At 62.3% G+C, this 17,024-nt stretch carries 12 protein-coding genes; 5 read left to right on the plus strand and 7 right to left on the minus strand.

What is annotated here, in order from left to right; genetic code table 11:
* Positions 1 to 1,041 precede the first annotated feature (1,041 nt).
* Positions 1,042 to 1,374 (plus strand): hypothetical protein, encoded by a 333-nt coding sequence (locus A7D16_RS12710; protein ID WP_064633267.1) that lies wholly within the window; start codon positions 1,042 to 1,044, stop codon positions 1,372 to 1,374.
* Positions 1,375 to 1,411: 37 nt separating this feature from the next.
* Here A7D16_RS12710 and A7D16_RS23135 read toward each other — a convergent pair whose 3' ends face one another.
* The 4 genes from A7D16_RS23135 to A7D16_RS12715 form a co-directional block, all read right to left on the minus strand.
* A complete protein-coding gene (locus A7D16_RS23135) occupies positions 1,412 to 1,693 on the minus strand; it encodes a hypothetical protein (RefSeq protein WP_153043164.1) in 282 nt (93 codons plus the stop codon).
* A gap of 37 nt (positions 1,694 to 1,730) precedes the next feature.
* Positions 1,731 to 2,123, minus strand: coding sequence for a zinc ribbon domain-containing protein (locus A7D16_RS23140; protein WP_153043165.1), 393 nt, complete (start codon positions 2,121 to 2,123; stop codon positions 1,731 to 1,733).
* A gap of 123 nt (positions 2,124 to 2,246) precedes the next feature.
* Positions 2,247 to 2,726: a hypothetical protein gene (locus tag A7D16_RS23145; RefSeq protein WP_153043166.1), complete on the minus strand. Its 480-nt coding sequence runs from the start codon at positions 2,724 to 2,726 to the stop codon at positions 2,247 to 2,249.
* A 120-nt stretch (positions 2,727 to 2,846) separates the two neighbouring features.
* Positions 2,847 to 3,419 (minus strand): hypothetical protein, encoded by a 573-nt coding sequence (locus tag A7D16_RS12715; protein ID WP_064633246.1) that lies wholly within the window; start codon positions 3,417 to 3,419, stop codon positions 2,847 to 2,849.
* 155 nt (positions 3,420 to 3,574) lie between these two features.
* On the opposite strand from A7D16_RS12715, the gene A7D16_RS12720 reads away from it, so the two are divergent.
* Positions 3,575 to 3,778 carry a YdcH family protein gene (locus A7D16_RS12720; protein ID WP_064633248.1) on the plus strand — a complete coding sequence of 68 codons (204 nt, stop codon included), beginning with the start codon at positions 3,575 to 3,577 and terminating at the stop codon, positions 3,776 to 3,778.
* Between the two features lie 268 nt (positions 3,779 to 4,046).
* Here A7D16_RS12720 and A7D16_RS12725 read toward each other — a convergent pair whose 3' ends face one another.
* The 3 genes from A7D16_RS12725 to A7D16_RS12735 all read right to left on the minus strand — a co-directional run bounded on the left by A7D16_RS12725 (position 4,047) and on the right by A7D16_RS12735 (position 8,972).
* The gene (locus tag A7D16_RS12725; RefSeq protein WP_064633249.1) at positions 4,047 to 5,027 is read right to left on the minus strand and encodes a zinc-binding dehydrogenase; all 981 of its coding nucleotides are present in this window, start codon (positions 5,025 to 5,027) and stop codon (positions 4,047 to 4,049) included.
* 313 nt (positions 5,028 to 5,340) lie between these two features.
* The gene (gene plsB, locus A7D16_RS12730) at positions 5,341 to 8,007 is read right to left on the minus strand and encodes a glycerol-3-phosphate 1-O-acyltransferase PlsB (protein WP_064633251.1); all 2,667 of its coding nucleotides are present in this window, start codon (positions 8,005 to 8,007) and stop codon (positions 5,341 to 5,343) included.
* Positions 8,007 to 8,972 (minus strand): hypothetical protein, encoded by a 966-nt coding sequence (locus A7D16_RS12735; protein ID WP_064633253.1) that lies wholly within the window; start codon positions 8,970 to 8,972, stop codon positions 8,007 to 8,009. The genes plsB and A7D16_RS12735 overlap by 1 nt, the downstream gene beginning before the upstream one ends.
* A 410-nt stretch (positions 8,973 to 9,382) precedes the next feature.
* Between A7D16_RS12735 and A7D16_RS12740 the strand changes: the two genes are divergently transcribed.
* From A7D16_RS12740 to A7D16_RS12750, 3 genes are all read left to right on the plus strand, one after another.
* Entirely contained in the window at positions 9,383 to 10,435 is a 1,053-nt protein-coding gene (locus A7D16_RS12740; RefSeq protein ID WP_064633255.1) for a LacI family DNA-binding transcriptional regulator, read from the plus strand.
* A gap of 166 nt (positions 10,436 to 10,601) precedes the next feature.
* Positions 10,602 to 13,637: a TonB-dependent receptor gene (locus A7D16_RS12745; protein WP_064633257.1), complete on the plus strand. Its 3,036-nt coding sequence runs from the start codon at positions 10,602 to 10,604 to the stop codon at positions 13,635 to 13,637.
* A 334-nt stretch (positions 13,638 to 13,971) separates the two neighbouring features.
* Positions 13,972 to 17,007: a TonB-dependent receptor gene (locus tag A7D16_RS12750; RefSeq protein ID WP_064633259.1), complete on the plus strand. Its 3,036-nt coding sequence runs from the start codon at positions 13,972 to 13,974 to the stop codon at positions 17,005 to 17,007.
* Positions 17,008 to 17,024: the final 17 nt, after the last annotated feature.

Raw genomic sequence — 17,024 nt, forward strand, 5'->3', positions numbered from 1 at the left:
AGCACAACACACCGCGCGCGGCGCACCAAAGCGGCGTTGCCGTGACGCTTGCGCATCACCGCCTCCAATTCAGCACGCTGTTGGATCGTCAACTTCGTTCTTTGCATGACACACTACCTGGGGATCAGGCATCCGATTTCAATGATTCAGTGGACTAGCGCTTGGCTTTTACTAGGTACTCATCCGCGACATAGTAATGGCACGCCGCCAGCGGCACTGGAGAGCAGGCACTCTAGGCAGAGCAGGAGCCTTGCTGAGCGGCGCGGTTATCGCAGGTAGGGAGTGGCAGCAAGATCCGTCAACTAGCCGCAGGCTTCAGCCCCCGAATCCAATTAGACACGCGACTGGAGTCGCGTGGTGACCGTGCAACCGCATGCAGGGTGGGTGCCATCCAGAGCAACCGGCTGAGCATCAATGATGATCGACAGGTCACTTTAGACAATGGTGAAAACTCCATTGTGCCTGGGGCATATCGCCCGGTCACCACTGCTCGTGGGGTCTCCGACCACAATCCCGTCCTAGGCATGGCATCATCCTGCGTTGTTAGGCAAGCTGCACACCATCGGGTTTCCCGTGAAAAGCTCGCGCTCGCTATCTCGCACGATTGCTCGCGATGAACACTAACGTGCGGATCCAATTAGCAGGCAAGTGGTCATCATTGAGGTCAACATTCGTTGCTTGACAAGCCTGTTTGCCATAAGGAATATCGAGCTACCGCAGTCACTCCTGCGGTCGGGTTTAGCAGCTCGCAATTCAAAGGCGCACCAGCGCCCATCGGTAAATGACCGGCGTTTTTTTATGCCTGTCGCATCGGTTGGGCCATGTCTGTCAGTTCTATGGCGGGCGGTGCGCGGAGGCCTTCGGGCCTGCCGGTTGCCTTTGGGCCGGTCTGCTAACCGCGTACCGTCCGTCACCTGCGTTTAGCAGCGTAGCGACGGACTCCAACTACCAAAGGAGCCCGCCATGTCTCGTTCCAAATCCAGCAGCCCAAAGGAAAAAGCCTCTCCGCAGTTGGACAGTGAAGATGTCCTTCGCGATAACGTGCAGACCAATGCAGACAGTGTTCGAGAAAATGTCTTCTTTCGAAGGCTTTCAGAAGCGCAAAGCGCGGAAGGTAGCAACGGCATACATTGGTCGGACTTGCCGATAAGTTTTGGCACTGCGCTGCAATGCGCGCACCTTGATCACTGCATCTGTGGTCTATATGGTCTACTGGAAGTGCTACATGCTAACCAGGGAGCATGTGAGGGCGGGCAATCCGGATTAGGAGGGGAACTAACTGATCGATTGTTTTACGCATCGCGCGCTCTAACGGCATCAGCTAAGGAAACCTTGATTGCGATGCAGGAGCGGATTGTATCTGCGCAGAGCTGATCTCCTTTGACTTAAGACGCTGACCAGCTTTGAACGGTTAAAGACCTTTCATTAGCTTGTGGACAATAGGCATACCGCTGTCCTTATCCACGAGGTCGAAATTGTCAAAAATTGCGTTAACACCATCTATCGTGTCGATTGCCATCCGGATTTTACTAACCTCTACCAGCGCCCTGCCTCCACCATCTAAAACTTCCCTTGCGATTATTTTTCCACTTGCTCCGCAAGGGCCTTTTAATGGACTCCCAGGTCCGGAAAGAATTTCAAGAATTGCATTTTTACGTGCCACTACAAGCACCATTGGAGTTGTATTCTTCAATGAAGATCATCCATATTGAATTAAATTGCCAGGGATATCATTCAGGAACCCCTGCTCGCTGACACTCTTGAGCCTCAATCTTTTTTGCGATCCGATAATTTTTCTCATCCTTGGATTGAAGATAAGCGGCACTCACCAGGCCGGCCTGTACGCAAATTTGAGTTGGGTCTCCCTGGCGTTTGGCAATGTTGTATTGGTTAAGGGAGTCGGCTACAACACGATCTTCAATCTTCTCGATATCTGAGGTGACCTGACTATCAAAGCCGCCACCCGCAAACCACCAGATGGCTAAACCAGCGAATAGAAAGCCTCCAAAGACCTGCGCACCTGAAAGATAGTTAGCCTCCTTATTTGGGTGGCCGCACTTTGGACAGAATGCAGCCTTGCGTGAAATTTGCGAACTGCATGCTCTGCACTTTGTCATAGCCACGTACACGCCCACCAGTCTATATACCTGTGTTACTTAGAAAATGACTTACGATGCTATTCTGAAATTCGGTCAGCTTTTTAATGAAGAAAAACAGGCCCAACCCTGCCATTGAGAGGCTATCCGCTAATCCTCAAAAGATAGCGAGTCAATAAACTGAGAAAGACGTTGAGCTTCGCTGCGCGAAAGGTCAGCCGGCAGCTCAATAGTGATTGATAGATTATGGCGAAGTACGTATGTATGCTCGATCATTTCGTCGCCTTCATCGTCAATCTCTTCGTAGTTGTCTTCTTCAGCAATTAGTGCCGCTCCTGTTTCTGCACCCTGTGCAGCAGCAGCTACCAACTTGCTTTTAACTGCCCAAACGAAACGTGACTTCCAGCCGTGCCTCCCCTCAACATAATTACCGCACTCTGATTCTTCTAGCATGCGAAAAGCAAAGATAAGCTCCGAACGCTTAATGTCCGCACCTTCTTTTCCCACATAATGGAAAATACGGTGCAACGTAGTTTCGTTTTGATTTTTCAAGCGACCAGACATATGATCGCAAATAAACTTTACCGCTTCATTTTCTCCGTATATTTTCTTGAGAAATTCAATTTTCATTACATCATCCTTTAGATTAATTAAATTATTAAGACACTTAGACTCTTAAAATTCAGCCTACGCATCGTTTTTAAAAAACAAGGTAACTTCCGGTAAGTTCGCCCATCTACACGGTACAGATCACTGCACCCACACCAAATTCATCAGCTGCGGATCCGCCGTCACCTTGACCAGCTTGCCGCTGGGGCCGAACTGCACCTGGTACTCGGAGAAGCTGTCGCGCCAGTAGCGCCACAGCGAGGCTTCCAGGTTGGGGTTTTCGCTGCTGATCGGGTAGCCGACCGCCATCAGCACCTGCTCGCGGGTCATGCCACCGGTGAGCTTGCCGTCCACGATGGCCTGGCGGATCTTGGGCGGGAAGGTGGCGAGCTTGAGCTTGGGGTCGGCGGTGACGACGTAGCGGGCGGCGAAGGCGGTGTTGTCCAGGTCGCGGCTGTAATCGTTGCCGATGGACTGCTTTTCGCCGGCGATCTTGAGGTTGACGCGGTTGCGGCCAAAGCCGGTGACGCTGACCGGGGTGCCGACGGGCAGCACGCGCTTGCCGTCTTCGGCGTAGTTGCTGTCGCTGATCCAGCTGCCGTCGGTGCGCAGGTTGCAGCACAAAAAGCCGTCGTACTTGGCGACGTCGGCGGCGTTGGCCAGGTTGGCGGCGGTGAGCAGGCCCAGGGCCAGCAGGGAAGACTGCAAACGCATCGTAAAGACTCCTTTCTCGACGGCCGTGGCCGCGCGGCAATGATGGGATGAGGCGCGCCGCCGTTTCCCCGGGGGCGCGCTGGCATTGTCGCAGCCTCGGGCGGCTTGGCAAGCACGGGTGACGCGCGCAGCCTGGGGTTGTGTATGCTCGGGGGGTGGAAACCCTGTCAACCGCCGAGATCGTCGAACAGATCGCCGAGTTGCGACGCGCCCATCGCGCGTTGGACGAGGAGATTCAGCGCGTGCCTGCGAACGTGGAGGACGAGTTGCAGATGAAACGCTTGAAGAAGCGCAAGCTGCATCTCAAGGACTGCATTACGCGGTTGGAGATGGAACTGGTGCCCGACGAACCGGCGTGAACTGAGGCGCGCGGCGGTTTGGATTTGCGCTGATGGGTCTTTAGCGCGGTGATGGGTGGTTCGATTACGGGGTGATGTGGCGGCTTGGTTTGTCGGGGCCGTCTGTTTGGGTCGGGGCGTGTCGGGTTGGTTGATTGGGCCGTACCCTCACCCCAACCCCTCTCCCGAGGGGAGAGGGGCTCTGATCTGCGATCTCCCGCTCGGGAGAAGGCTTTTGTCTCCCTGCCTTTTTGGCGCAAGCGCGCTTGAGCGGCCTGCGCTCCTGTCTTCAGCCTGCGCGCAGCAGGATCTTGCCGCGGCGGCCCGGTTCGGCGCTTGCGGCTGCCGCTTTTGCGGCATCTTCCAGGTCGAACACCGCTTCCACTGGCAAGGCCAGGCTGCCGTCGACGGCGGCCTTGAGCAATTCGCCGATCATGCGGCGCTTGTCTTCGGGCTTGGTGGCCTGCATGACCTTGCTGCCCCAGAAGCCGCGCACCGTGGCCTGCTTGAAGATCACATCGCCGCTGGAGATCTCCAGGGGCTCACCGGTCATCGAGCCGAACGAGACCAGTTCGCCACCTTCGGCAAGCAGGCCCAACAGATCGCCTGCCGCCTTGCCGGCGACCGAATCAATAGCACGCACGATCGGTGCGTCGCCGACCAGCGCGCGTACATTGTCCTGCCAGCCTGTTTGCGCGGTGGAAATCGCGTTGCCGATGCCCAGTGCCTTCAACTCGTCCACGCCGGCATCGCGGCGCACCAGATTGATCACGTTGATGCCGCGTGCGGCGGCGAGCATGGCCACGGTCTTGCCGACCGCGCCGTTGGCGGTGTTCTGCACGATCCAGTCGCCTTTTTCGACGTGCAGGGATTCGATCAACATCAGGGCGCTGAGCGGCATGGCGATCAGCTGGCAGCCGCGATCGTCGTCTAGTGCGTCGGGCAGCGGGACAACGCCGGTTGCATCGGCCAGAAAGAACTCCGCCCAGCTTTCGTGCACGCCGGCCGCGACCACGCGCTGACCAACCTGCAGACCTTCAACGCCTTCGCCGAGTGCGTCGATCACGCCGGCCGCTTCGCTGCCGCCGATCGCCGGGAGTTCGGGCTTGTAGCCGTAGTTACCGCGCACCGTCCACAGGTCGTGGTTGTGGATCGGCGAGCGGCGCATCGCGATGCGGACCTGTCCCTTGCCTGGTTGCGGTGTGGGGCGTTCTGCGAGTTCGAGCACCTTGGCCGGGTCGCCGAACTGGGTGTGGATGGCTGCGCGCATGGAGGTCTCCTGCCGGGCACGCTCTTGCTGCGACGCGCCCGATCGTTGTGAAAGGTGGCGCGATGCTATCGGCAGGGCTGCAAGGGAGGGATGAAACGAACGGAACTGCTGTGTGAAGCTGTTGGCGTGCGCGAGCAGTGACGTTGGTCTGCAGCGCTGGAGGATTTGCGTGCTGGCCGACCCTCATCCGCCCTTCGGGCACCTTTTCCCGAAGGGAGAAGGGAAGCGCCTTGCGCGTCTGCGCCTACCTACGTGCCCTGCCATTGGCCCACCCTCAGGTGCGGCAGGGAGACGATGGCGGTTGCACCGCCGCTTACTCAGCCGGCGGCGACACCACATCCGGCTTTGCCGCTTCAGGGCTCACCCGCTCGATGGTGTGGCGCAGCTCGCGGCCAAGGATGAACTTGGCATCTTTCGCCCAGGCATCCAGTCGGTCGTCGAACATCAGCTTGCTGTTCTCGTCCGGCCACACCAGACGCAGCTCGCGCAGTTTCTGGATGAAGCTGCGGAACAGCGTCTTGTCGAAGAATTCCGGCGCGGCCGGTGCGTACAACAGGCTCAGACGCTGTGCGGCCTGTTGGCACAGGCTTTCCAGTTCGCCGGCACCGAGCACGCCGGGGCCATTCTTCACCAGCACCGAGATGGCGATGTAATAGCGCTCGAAGGCCTGCTGCAGCGAATGGCCGATCGCACGCAGACGGAACACTTCATCGGTCTGCCCGGTATTGCGCGCCAGGATGCCGCCGTCGTCGTCGGTGACGTTGAGCAGCAGGCCTTCGCGGACGAACATGTCGATGGTCTGTTCGATGCGCTCGGCAAAGCGGTCTTCGCTCCACGGCAGGAACAACTCGGCCTGCAGGAACGGGTACACCGTGCGGCCCAGCCGCAACAGACCGGCGCGGCTCATGCGGCGGTTGTTCTGGAAACAGCACGCCACCCACGAGGAGGCGGTAAACAGGTGCAGCACGTTGTTGCGGAAGTAGCTCAGCAACACCGCGGTGTCGCCGCTGACGCTGAGCACATCGCCCAGCGGGTGCGACACGCGCGTGAGCACGTTGATCTCTTCGGCGTGGGTGATGATGCGCGCCGGGGTGTGCGGGGTGACGGTGACGCGGTCCGAATACGGCATTTCGGCCAGCAGCTTCTTGCACAACTCGATCTGTGCGATCAGGTCGGCCTCGCCCATCGCGTGCTTGGGCGTGGACAGCAGCGCCAGCGCCAGCAGGTTGATCGGGTTGACGTCGGCGGCGCAGTTGATACGGGTCTGGATCTGGGTGGACAGCGTGTCCACCGCCGGTGCCAGCCAGCTGGGCTTTTCGTCTTCGGGCAGTGGCTGGCCGTCCCAATCCGGGGCGTGCTTGGCCAGCACGTCGTTGAGCGCGATCGGCTCGCCGAAGTTCACCACCACCTGGCCGTAGTTCTGTTTGAGCACCTTGGGAATCGACCACAGCAGGCCCCAGATGGATTCCTTTTCCTTGGGCCGGCCGGTGAGCTCGTCCAGGTAGCTGTTGCCTTCCATCAGCTTTTCGTAGCCGATGTACACCGGCTGGAACAGCACCGGCTTGCGCGGCTGGCGCAGGTAGGCGCGCAGCGTCATGGCGATCATGCCGCCCTTGGGCTGCAGCAACCGCCCGGTGCGCGAACGCCCGCCTTCGACGAAGTATTCGATCGAATACCCGCCGGCCACCAGCTGCGCGACGTATTCGCTGAGCACTGCCGAATACAGCGCGTTGCCCTTGATCGAGCGGCGGATGAAGAACGCACCGCCCTTGCGCAGCAGCGTGCCGACCACCGGCAGATTGAGGTTGATGCCGGCCACGATGTGCGGCGGCACGATGCCGCGTTCGTACAACAAGTAGCTCAGCAGCAAGTAATCCATGTGGCTGCGGTGGCTGGGCACATACACCACTTCATGCCCGGGCGCGGCCTGTTTGAGCTTGTCCAGGTGATGCACCAGCACGCCGGCGTAGATGCGGTTCCACACGTGGGTGAGCAGGAAGCTGGCCGAACGCACCACCGGGCTGGAATAGTCGGCAGCGATTTCCCAGGCATAGGCATGCGCCTTGCGCCAGGCATCGACCGGCTTGGAGTTGTCGCGCTTGGCCTGGATGGCGATGGCCTCGCGCACCGAATCGGCGGCCAGCACCTGGTCCACCAGCAGGCGGCGGGTGGACAGGTCCGGCCCGATCACCGCCTCGCGGATGCGGCGGAAGTGGGTGCGCAACACGCGCTGCAGCTTGCGCAAGGTGCGCTCGGGCGGCAGCCCTTCGGCCATGGTCTGGCGCAGCGAGATCGGCGGGGCGAACCGCACGATGGTGGTGCGGCCATTGAGCAGCACCGAGAGCAGGCGGCGGAAGCGGCCGACCAGCGCCCAGTTTTCCGAGAACAGCACCGCGAACCAGCCGCTCTGCTTGTCCGGCGCACGGCCGACGAAGATCGACACCGGCACCAGATGCACGTCCAGGTCGTCGCGCACGCGGTGCGCCTGCAGCAGCTTGGCCAGCGAGTCGGAATGGGTCTTGCCGCCGCGCTGCTCGGGGATCAGCGAATTGCTGCTGCTGCGGCGCGACAACGCCAGATAGGCGCGCTTGCGTTCCAGCGGGTCGCCCGGCAACGGCACCAGCGGCGACGGCAGGCCGACTTCGCGGCAGGCCTTGTCCAGAATCAACGCGTTGGACAGGCCGTAGTCTTCCAGCACATACACCACCGGGCGGCCGTCGTCGTAACGACCCGGTTGGTCCGGTTCGATGGTCAGGCTCAGCCACGGGTCGGCCAGGCGGCCGAGCAGACGCGCCCACCAGGGGCGTTTGGCGCTGCGTGCAGCGGCGACGGCGGGCGCGATCGATGGCGCAACCTCCGGCGGCACCGGCTGGGCAAGCGGCAGTGCCGCCGTCGTGGCACCGGTGTCGGCGGCAGCGCTGGGCGGAGCGGGCTGGCCGTCCGGGAACGGCAGGGGATTCTGTTCTGGCATCACCGTCATTATCGCCCAGCCGGGCGTTGCCCGGTGTCGGCAGGCGTGGCCGCTGCGGTGTCGGGCGCTGCAGTGGCTCCGGGTAGGGGCGCGGCCTGGATGCCGTCGAGCAGCGCCTGCACGTCGTTCTGGGTCTGCAGCTGGTACCAGTGGCCATCGCGCTTGATCAGCGCAACGCTCAGATCGATGTCGTGCGCGGCCAGCGGATAGCGCAGCCGGACCTGGGCGGTGTCGGCGTCCTGCCTGATCAAGCCGGTGCGCAGCGCATCCAGGCTGCTGTCGATCGACAGGCCGTAACGCGCCAGCACCTTCTTGCAGGTTTCCCAGAACGGCCCGAGCCGGCGCAGGCTTTCTTCCATGCCCAGCCGCTGCAGGTCGGCATCGGCGGTGATGCCGGTGGCGCGGGCGGCGGCGACCAGGTCGGCGATGCTGGCCTTGGCGCGCGGGCGGTCGGCCAGCGGCGCGGTGGCGGCCCAGGCGCTCAGCGCGTCGACCAGCTGCACGTAATGTGCGCGCTGCTCGGGCTGGTAGTCGTTGCGGCTGCGCAGGTACTGCACGCCGAACTGGCCCAGCGATTGCGCGGCCTGGGCGATGCCCTGTGCCTGGCCGGCCAGCTGCGCATCGAAGGCCTGCTGCAGGCGGCGTTCGGCGTCGGGCGCCGACAACGACCCCAGCAGCGCGCCCACTTCATTGGGCAGCGGCAGTTCGGTCAGCGGCCAGCGGCTGGCACCGCTGCGCCAGGCCGCCTCCAGCTGGGTGTATTGCGCAGGCGTCACCCGGATTCGCGCATACGCCACCAGATCGTTGCGCCGCAGCGGCAGGGTCATCGACTGCATCGCCGCGGCCGGCTCGGCCTTGGCGCCGGGCAATGCAGCTGCGGTCTCGTTGCGCTGGCAGCCGCTCACGCATAGCGCGGCCAGCAGCAGCCACGCGACGGACTGAAACCGCCCTGCGCGGACGGTAGGTAGCGACATGCGCACGATGTTCCCCCTGATCGATCGGCGCATCTTGCTGTCTGAATGCATTGGCGGCAAGGCGCAGCCGAACCGTGCGCCAGGGTATGGTCGGCAGATGTTACGTTTTCGTAGTTCCTTGCACGTTGTCGACCAGTGTCCGACATTGACTGCCGATGTCTTATCTGGACAAACTTGTCCAGCGCTCGGGTTGCAGCCCTTGCGCCGCCAGCGTTTGGCACTATGCTGCGACGCATCATGTAAGCGCTTGCAGTTCCTGCTAGCGTGCGCTGCATCTCGCTTGGGGGGCGCCATCGGATGGGGCCGATGTCATTCATGTGCATGTGTGACACGAACGTTCTGCGCCAGCGGACCGTGCGCCCTACCCCGGCGCGCGACGCCACGCGCGTTGATTTGGAGAAAGCCACAGCATGAGTCGGCCACGGTCCGAAGGCGGCAGCGTCACCATCAAGGACGTTGCGCGCGTAGCGCAGGTGTCGGTGGCCACGGTCTCGCGCACCATGAACGGGCATCAGCACGTGGCCGAGTCGGTCCGCGAGCGTGTGCTGCAGGTGGCGCGTGCGCTCAACTACATCCCGCACCATGCTGCGCGCAGCCTCAGCAGCCGGCGCACCCACACCATCGGGGTGGTGCTGCCGGACCTGCATGGCGAATTCTTTTCCGAGTTGATCCGCGGCATCGACCAGGTGGCGCGTGACCAGGGCTATCACCTGTTGGTGTCCAGCTCGCATGGCGACCCGCAGGCGCAGCGCAGGGCGCTGGAGCGTCTGCCCGGGCGCGTGGATGGTGTTGTAGTGATGTCGCCGTCGCTGGGCGATTCGGGTGTGCACGAAGACGCCCTGCCCGGCGGCCTGCCGGCGGTGCTGCTCAACTGCGCCGGCAGCGCCAGCCAGCGCCCGGTGCTCAATGTGGACAACTACGGCGGCGCGCGGGTGATGACCCGCCACCTGCGCGAGAGCGGCCACCGCCGCATCGCCTTCATCGCCGGGCCGGCCGACAACTTCGATGCGCACGAGCGCCTGCGCGGCTATCGCGACGAACTGGCGCTGGATGCCGACGCACAACCCTGGGTGCTGCCGGGCAACTTCGATGAAGAATCCGGTTACCGCGCCGGCCAGGCGCTGGCGCAGGACACGCGCCCGGACGCGGTGTTCGCCGCCAACGACATGATGGCGCTGGGCTGCCTGTTCGCGCTCGGCCATGCCGGGCTGAAGGTGTCGCAGGACATCGCGCTGGCCGGGTTCGACGACGTGCCGATGGCGCGCTACGTGTTGCCGGCGCTGACCACCATGCGGGTGGATATCGCCGGCCTGGGCGCGCGTGCGTTGCGGTTGCTGCTGGGCCAGCAGCTGGTCGATGCGCCCGCCCCGCCTGCCGATGCCGCACCGCCGGCGTTTTCGGAGATGGTGCCGGAGCTGATCGTGCGCGCCTCCAGTGCACCGCGGGCCGCGCCTAACGGCTGAACACATGCGCAGCGTGGCATCTTCACTAATTCTTTACTATTTCTTATGCTTTTTATAACGCCTGCAGCCCGCTTGCCGTTGTTCTGTCGTCTTTGACACATCGCACCACCCGCGCCACGCCGACCACTTTGCCGGTAAGCGCCTGACCCCTGGGAGGGGGAAAGCCATGAAGACCTACCGCACTGTCGTCACCCTGCCGGCGCGCAGCCTGTTGTGCTGCGCCCTGGCCGCCTCGCTGTTCGCCGCTGCCCCGGCCATGGCGCAATCCAGCAATGCCACGTTGCGCGGCCAGGTCGCCGCGACCCAGGCGGGGACCACGGTCACCGCGACCAATGTCGCCAGCGGCGCGGTGCGACGGGGCACCACCGGTGCCGACGGCAGCTATGCGCTGGTCGGCCTGCCGCCGGGCACCTACAAGGTCGACGCCGGTCCCGGTACCGAAAAGACGGTGACGCTGTCGGTGGCTTCCTCGGTCAGCCTGGACCTGGGCGGCGCCAGCGATACGGCGGCGGCTCCGGCCGGCGATGCCACCACGCTGGACGCGGTGCAGGTCACCGCCACCACGCTGCAGGAGGTCAAGACCTCCGAGGTGGGCACCAACATCTCGCTCAAGCAGATCAACACGGTGCCGCAGCTGACGCGCAACTTCCTGGAGTTTGCCGACACCGTGCCGGGCATGCAGTTCGAGACCGATGCCAACGGCAACAGCCGCATCCGTGGCGGTGCGCAGGCCAGCTCGGCGGTCAATGTCTACATCGACGGCGTGGGCCAGAAGAGCTATCTGTTCGGCGGCGTGTCCGGCCAGCAGCAGAGCGCGGGCAACCCGTTCCCGCAGTTGGCGATCGGCGAATACAAGGTCATTACCTCCAACTACAAGGCCGAGTTCGACCAGGTGGGCTCGGCGGCGATCGTGGCGTCCACCAAATCCGGTGGCAACGAATTCCACGGCGAGATCTTCGGGCGCACCACCAATACCGATTTCCGCGCGCGCCAGGCCGACGAGCGCGCCGGCGCGCCCAACGCCGACGGCAACAAACGCCAGACCCACCAGGACGAATACGGCGTTGCGTTCAGCGGCCCCATCGTCAAGGACAAGGCGCACTTCTTCTTCAGCTACGAAGGCAAGGGCTTTGAGGTCTCGGCCAACCCGGTCGCGGTGCCGGACGCCTTCAGCGCACTGAGCGACGATTTGCCGGCCGGCGTGCAGAGCCGCCTGGGCTCGGTCACCCGCCCGTTCAACGAAGACCTGTACTTCGGCAAGATCGATTGGGACATCGGCGACAACGATCGTGTGGAGCTCACCGCCAAATATCGCGACGAAGAAAGCCGCGATAGCGTCGGCGACCAGAACACCGCCATCGCCGCCAAGATCAACCTCAACACCGAAGAACGCTACGACCTGCGTTGGCAGCATTTCGGCGAGAACTACATCAACGAAGCGCGGCTGTCGTACGAAGACGTGCTGTTCAACCCCACCGCCTACACCATCGGCAGCCAGACCGTGTACACGCGCGGCATCGCCGAAGACGATGTGTTGCTCAACGACGATGCCACCAGCGGCCTGGCAATTCAGCGCAAAGGACAAAAAGGCCCCAGCTTCCAGAACGACCTGACCTTCAACAACATCGAGTGGCACGGCAGCCACGTCATCAAGATGGGCGTGAAGTACAAGGAAGTGGAGCTGACCCAGAGCGAAAACTCCGCGGTCAACCCGTCGTTCTACTACGGTGTCAACGATGGTCAGGGCACCGCAGCGATTCCGTACCAGGTGCGCTTCAATCTGCCGTTTGCCGGCGCCGCGCCGTCGGTGACCACCACCAGCAAGCAGCTGGGCCTGTACATCCAGGACGATTGGGACGTCAACGACAAGCTGCAGTTGAATCTGGGCGTGCGCTGGGATGGCGAAAAGATTCCGTCCTACCTGGACAACGTGACCCCGCCGGAAGTGGTCGCCGCACTGAATGGCCCCGGCACCGATCCGGCGGTCAGCGCCACCTATGCCGAGCAGCTGGCCAAGGGCGGGGTCAACATCAACGACTACATCAGCAACGGTCGCAATCGCAAACAGGACAACAACAACTTTGCGCCGCGCCTGGGCTTTTCGTACGACTTCCGCGGCGACGAATCGCTGGTGCTGTTCGGCGGTGCCGGGCGCAGCTACGACCGCAATCTGTTCGACATCATGGGTCTGGAACAGGTCAAGTCGGCGCTGTCGCAGTACACCATCCGCTTTGTCGAATCCTCCAACTGCACGCCGGCGCCCGGCACCTGCACCAACTTCAACCCGGCCTTTGTCAGCAACCCGGACAGCCTGGGCAGCCTGGTCAATGCGCGCGTGCGCAATGGCGAGATCAACCTGCTCAACAACGATTTGAAGACGCCGTATTCGGACCAGTATTCCATCGGCCTGCGCACGCGGGTGGGCGAGTGGAGCAACTCGGCCACGGTGTCGTATATCCACAGCAAGGACGGTTTGATCCTGACCCTGGGCAACCGCTATCCCAATGGCGATTTCTTCCAGAATGGCGGACAGCCGTGGACCCAGTCACCGGCGGGATTCGGCAACCTGATCATCGGCAACAATGGTGTGGAGACCAAGACCGCACAGCTGTTGCTGTCCACCGACAAGGCCTACACCAAGGAAAGCGGCTGGGGCCTGACCGCGGCGTACACGTTCTCGCGCGCACGCGGCAATCGCGGCAACGACGAGCAGTACGGATTCGATGCCGCCACCATCGCCAACTACCCGTACCTGGATCTGAACTCGGTGCCGCGCCATCGCCTGGTGGTCACCGGTATCTACGACCTGTTCTGGGGCATCAGCGCCTCGGCCAAGTTGACCCTGGCCACGGTGGCGCCGCGTAACGAAGCGGTCTCCTTCGACCAGTACGGTGGCCCGCCGTCGGACAACATCCGCATCGTCTCGGTGGATGCACCCGGCGGCAAGTTCCTGGCCGGTGGCGATATCTTCGGCACGCGGCAGCTGGATCTGTCGCTGTCCAAGGACATGCATGTCACCGATGCGCTCACCGTGCAGGTGCGCGGCGATCTGATCAATGCGCTGAACTTCCGCAACTACGATCAGTACGCCATCGACTGGGGCAACGGCGGGGTGTTCAACCCGCGCGCCAGCATCAACCAGTACGGCGCGCTGTCCACGCCGCCGCGCACCCTGTTCTTGAGTGCCCGCATCATCTGGTAACCGTCCCGGCGGCGTTTCGACAATGTGTTGAAACGCCGCAGGTCGCGCCACCGAAGTTCCGTTTTTATTTCCGCGCAAGGTCACCGCTTCGTTCTGGACTGGTAACGGTTACTGGTCCGTCGCTGACGGTGCACCGCTGCGCACGCCGTGCAGCAGCCCGCAGTGCAGGCGCTGGGCGCCAGGCGCGTGGTGGATCCATTGGCAGTCTTGTTTGTTTGCAGTCCTGTTGTTTAGTGCTGTTGCCCGTTGTCCCGTATCACTCACATCAAAGTACCAACCTCGACGCGCCAGTCACTCCACTGGTTCGCGCTTTACCCCTGGGAGGGGGAAAGTCATGAAGACCCACCGTACCGTCTCCATCCTGCCGGCGCGCAGCCTGTTGTGCTGCGCCCTGGCCGCCTCGTTGTTCGCCACCACCCCGGCCATGGCCCAATCCAGCAACGCCACGTTGCGCGGCCAGGTCGCTTCCGCGCAGAGCGGCAGCGAAGTCGTCGTCACCAACATCGCCACCGGCTCGGTGCGTCGTGCGCCGGTCAATGCGAACGGCAACTACACCATCGTCGGGTTGCAGCCGGGCACCTACAAGGTCGAATCCGACGGCATCAGCCGCACGGTGACCTTGTCGGTGGCCTCCAGCGCCACGGTGGATCTGGGCAATGAGCCAGCGGCAGCACCGGCAGGCGATGCGACCACGCTGCAGACGGTGACGGTCAGCGCGCCGATGATTCGCGACGTCAAGACCTCTGAGGTGGGCAACACCATTTCCGCACGGCAGATTCAGCAGTTGCCGCAAGCCACGCGTAACTTCCTGGAGTTTGCCGACACCGTGCCGGGCATGGTGTTTCAGGTGGATGGCAACGGCAACACCAAGCTGCGCGGCGGTGCATCCAACGCCAGCGCCGGCAATCTATATATCGATGGCGTCGGCCAGAAGAGCTACGTGCGCAGCGGCGGCGTTGCCGGCCAAAGCGATACGCAAGGCAATCCGTTCCCGCAGCTCGCCATCGGCGAGTACAAGGTCATCACCTCCAACTACAAGGCCGAATACGGCCAGATCAGCGGCGCGGCGATCACTGCAGCCACCAAGTCCGGTACCAATGAACTGCACGGCGAAGTGTTCTATCGCTACACCGATCAGGATCTGCGCGACAAGCGGCCCGACGAAGAAGAAAACGGCAAGATCGATTCGCAGACCAAGGAATACGGGTTTGCATTGGGCGGGCCGATCATCCAGGACCGCATGCATTTCTTCGTCGCCTACGAAGGCAAGGAGAACGTTGCGCCCAAGAGCGTGCAGCCGAGCGCCGAGGCAGCCGCCTTCGTCAACCAGCTGCCGTCCAACCTGGCCAGCCAGTACGGCCCGGCCAACATGCCGTTCGAGGAAGACCTGTTCTTCGGCAAGATCGATTTCGAGCCCACCGATCGCGATCGCATCGAGCTGAGCACGATTTATCGCGACGAAACCCAGACCGCGAATGTCGGCGGCACCAATACGCTTGCGCAAGCAACCGACAAGATCAACAAGGACAAGCGCACCAACCTGCGTTGGCAGCACAGCGCCGACAGCTGGTTCAACGAGGTCATCGTCGGCACCGAGAACTCGGAGAACAACCCGACCCCGCGTACGCTCGGCAACGGCATCGTCTACACGTACTTCCAGCCGCGCTCCGGTTCCACCGATATCGATGAGCGGACCTTCCTGACCACCGGTTCGGCGGGCGGTCTCAATGCGCAGCGCAAGAGTCAGAAGGGCTGGTTCATCCAGAACGATCTGACCTTCACCAGCTTCCAGTGGCATGGCGAACACACCATCAAGATGGGTGTGAACTACAAGGACATCGAGCTGACCTCGCAGGATGCGGCGGCGGTGAATCCGCAATTCAGCTATCGGGTCAACGGTGGCAGCGTGGAGTCCACGCCGTATCGCGTCGACTTCGTGGCGCCCTACACCACGCCCGGCCAGCGCGCGACGGTGGTGTCGCCATCCAAGCAGTACGGCATCTACCTGCAGGACGATTGGGCCGCCACCGACAAGCTGATGATCAACATCGGCGTGCGCTACGACTACGAAGACACACCGGCCTATACCAACTTCGTCACCTCGCAGCCGTTCGTGGACGCGCTGTACGCAAACGATGCGGAAAATCCGGGCCAGCCGTGGGCCAACCGTCTGCTGCCCAGCGGCATCAACGTGGCCGATTACATCAGCACCGGCAACAACCGCAAGAACTTCAAGGACGCCTGGGCGCCGCGCTTCGGCTTCTCCTATGATTTCTTCGGCGATGAAAGTGCCGTGCTGCACGGTGGTGCGGCGCGCTCGTACGACCGCAACCTGTTCGAGCAGTTGGCACTGGAAACCAGCAAGGCAGCGTTGTCGCCGGTTGCCGTGTATTTCGAAAATCCCGCGACCCAACAGTGCTATCGCGCCGACCGTCCCTGCATTGCGTTCGACCCGCGCTATCTCAACGGTATCGATCAGCTCAACACCATTCCCGACGTCAGCGGCAGCGCCGAGCTGTTCATGTTCAACAACAAGCTCAAGACGCCCTACAGCGACCAGTACAGCATCGGTATCACCAACCAGGTGGGCGAGTGGCTGACCGATGTCACCTTTCAGCGCATCCTGAGCTACGACGGCTTTGCGATGGGCTTGATCAACCGCTATCCGGACGGTTCGTATTTCCAGAATGGCAACGTGCCATGGGGCGAGCCGGTGCCGGGCTACCAGAACACCATCCTGGGCACCAATGGACTGGAGCAGCGCAACAGCCAGGTCCTGCTTTCGGCCGACAAGCCGTACACCAAAGAATCCGGTTGGGGCCTGACCTTGTCCTACACCCACACCAGCGCGCGCCAGAACCGCAACATCGATGAACCGTATGGCTTCGACAAAGCCACGATTGGCGACTATCCGTTTGTGAAGTCTGACGCGGTGGCCGCGCATCGCTTCGTGGCCTCCGGCTCGATCGATATCCCGTGGGGTGTGACACTGGGCGCCAAGTTGGTGCTGGCAACGCCTGAGCCGATCAACACGATCGCCTGCTTCGGCTTCACCGATCCCGATGGTGCGACCTGCCAGCAAGTGGGCGTCACGCCTCCGGGCAGCGGCAAGTTTCTGGTCGGTGGCGATATCTGGGGCTACCGCACGGTGGACTTCCAGGCCACCAAGGAATTCACCGTGGTTGGCGATTTCAAGATGTCGGCGCGCATGAACCTGCTCAACGCCTTCAACTTCAAGAACTACAGTGCGTACGCCTATAACGGCTTCGGCAGCAACGGTCAGTTCGATCCGGACATTGCGATCAATACCAGCGGCGAGATCACCTATGTGCCGCGCAGCGTGGTGCTGGAACTCGGCGCCAAGTTCTGATTGGCCTCCACCGCCAC

Source organism: Xanthomonas nasturtii (assembly GCF_001660815.1).
Taxonomy (GTDB): Bacteria; Pseudomonadota; Gammaproteobacteria; order Xanthomonadales; family Xanthomonadaceae; genus Xanthomonas; species Xanthomonas nasturtii.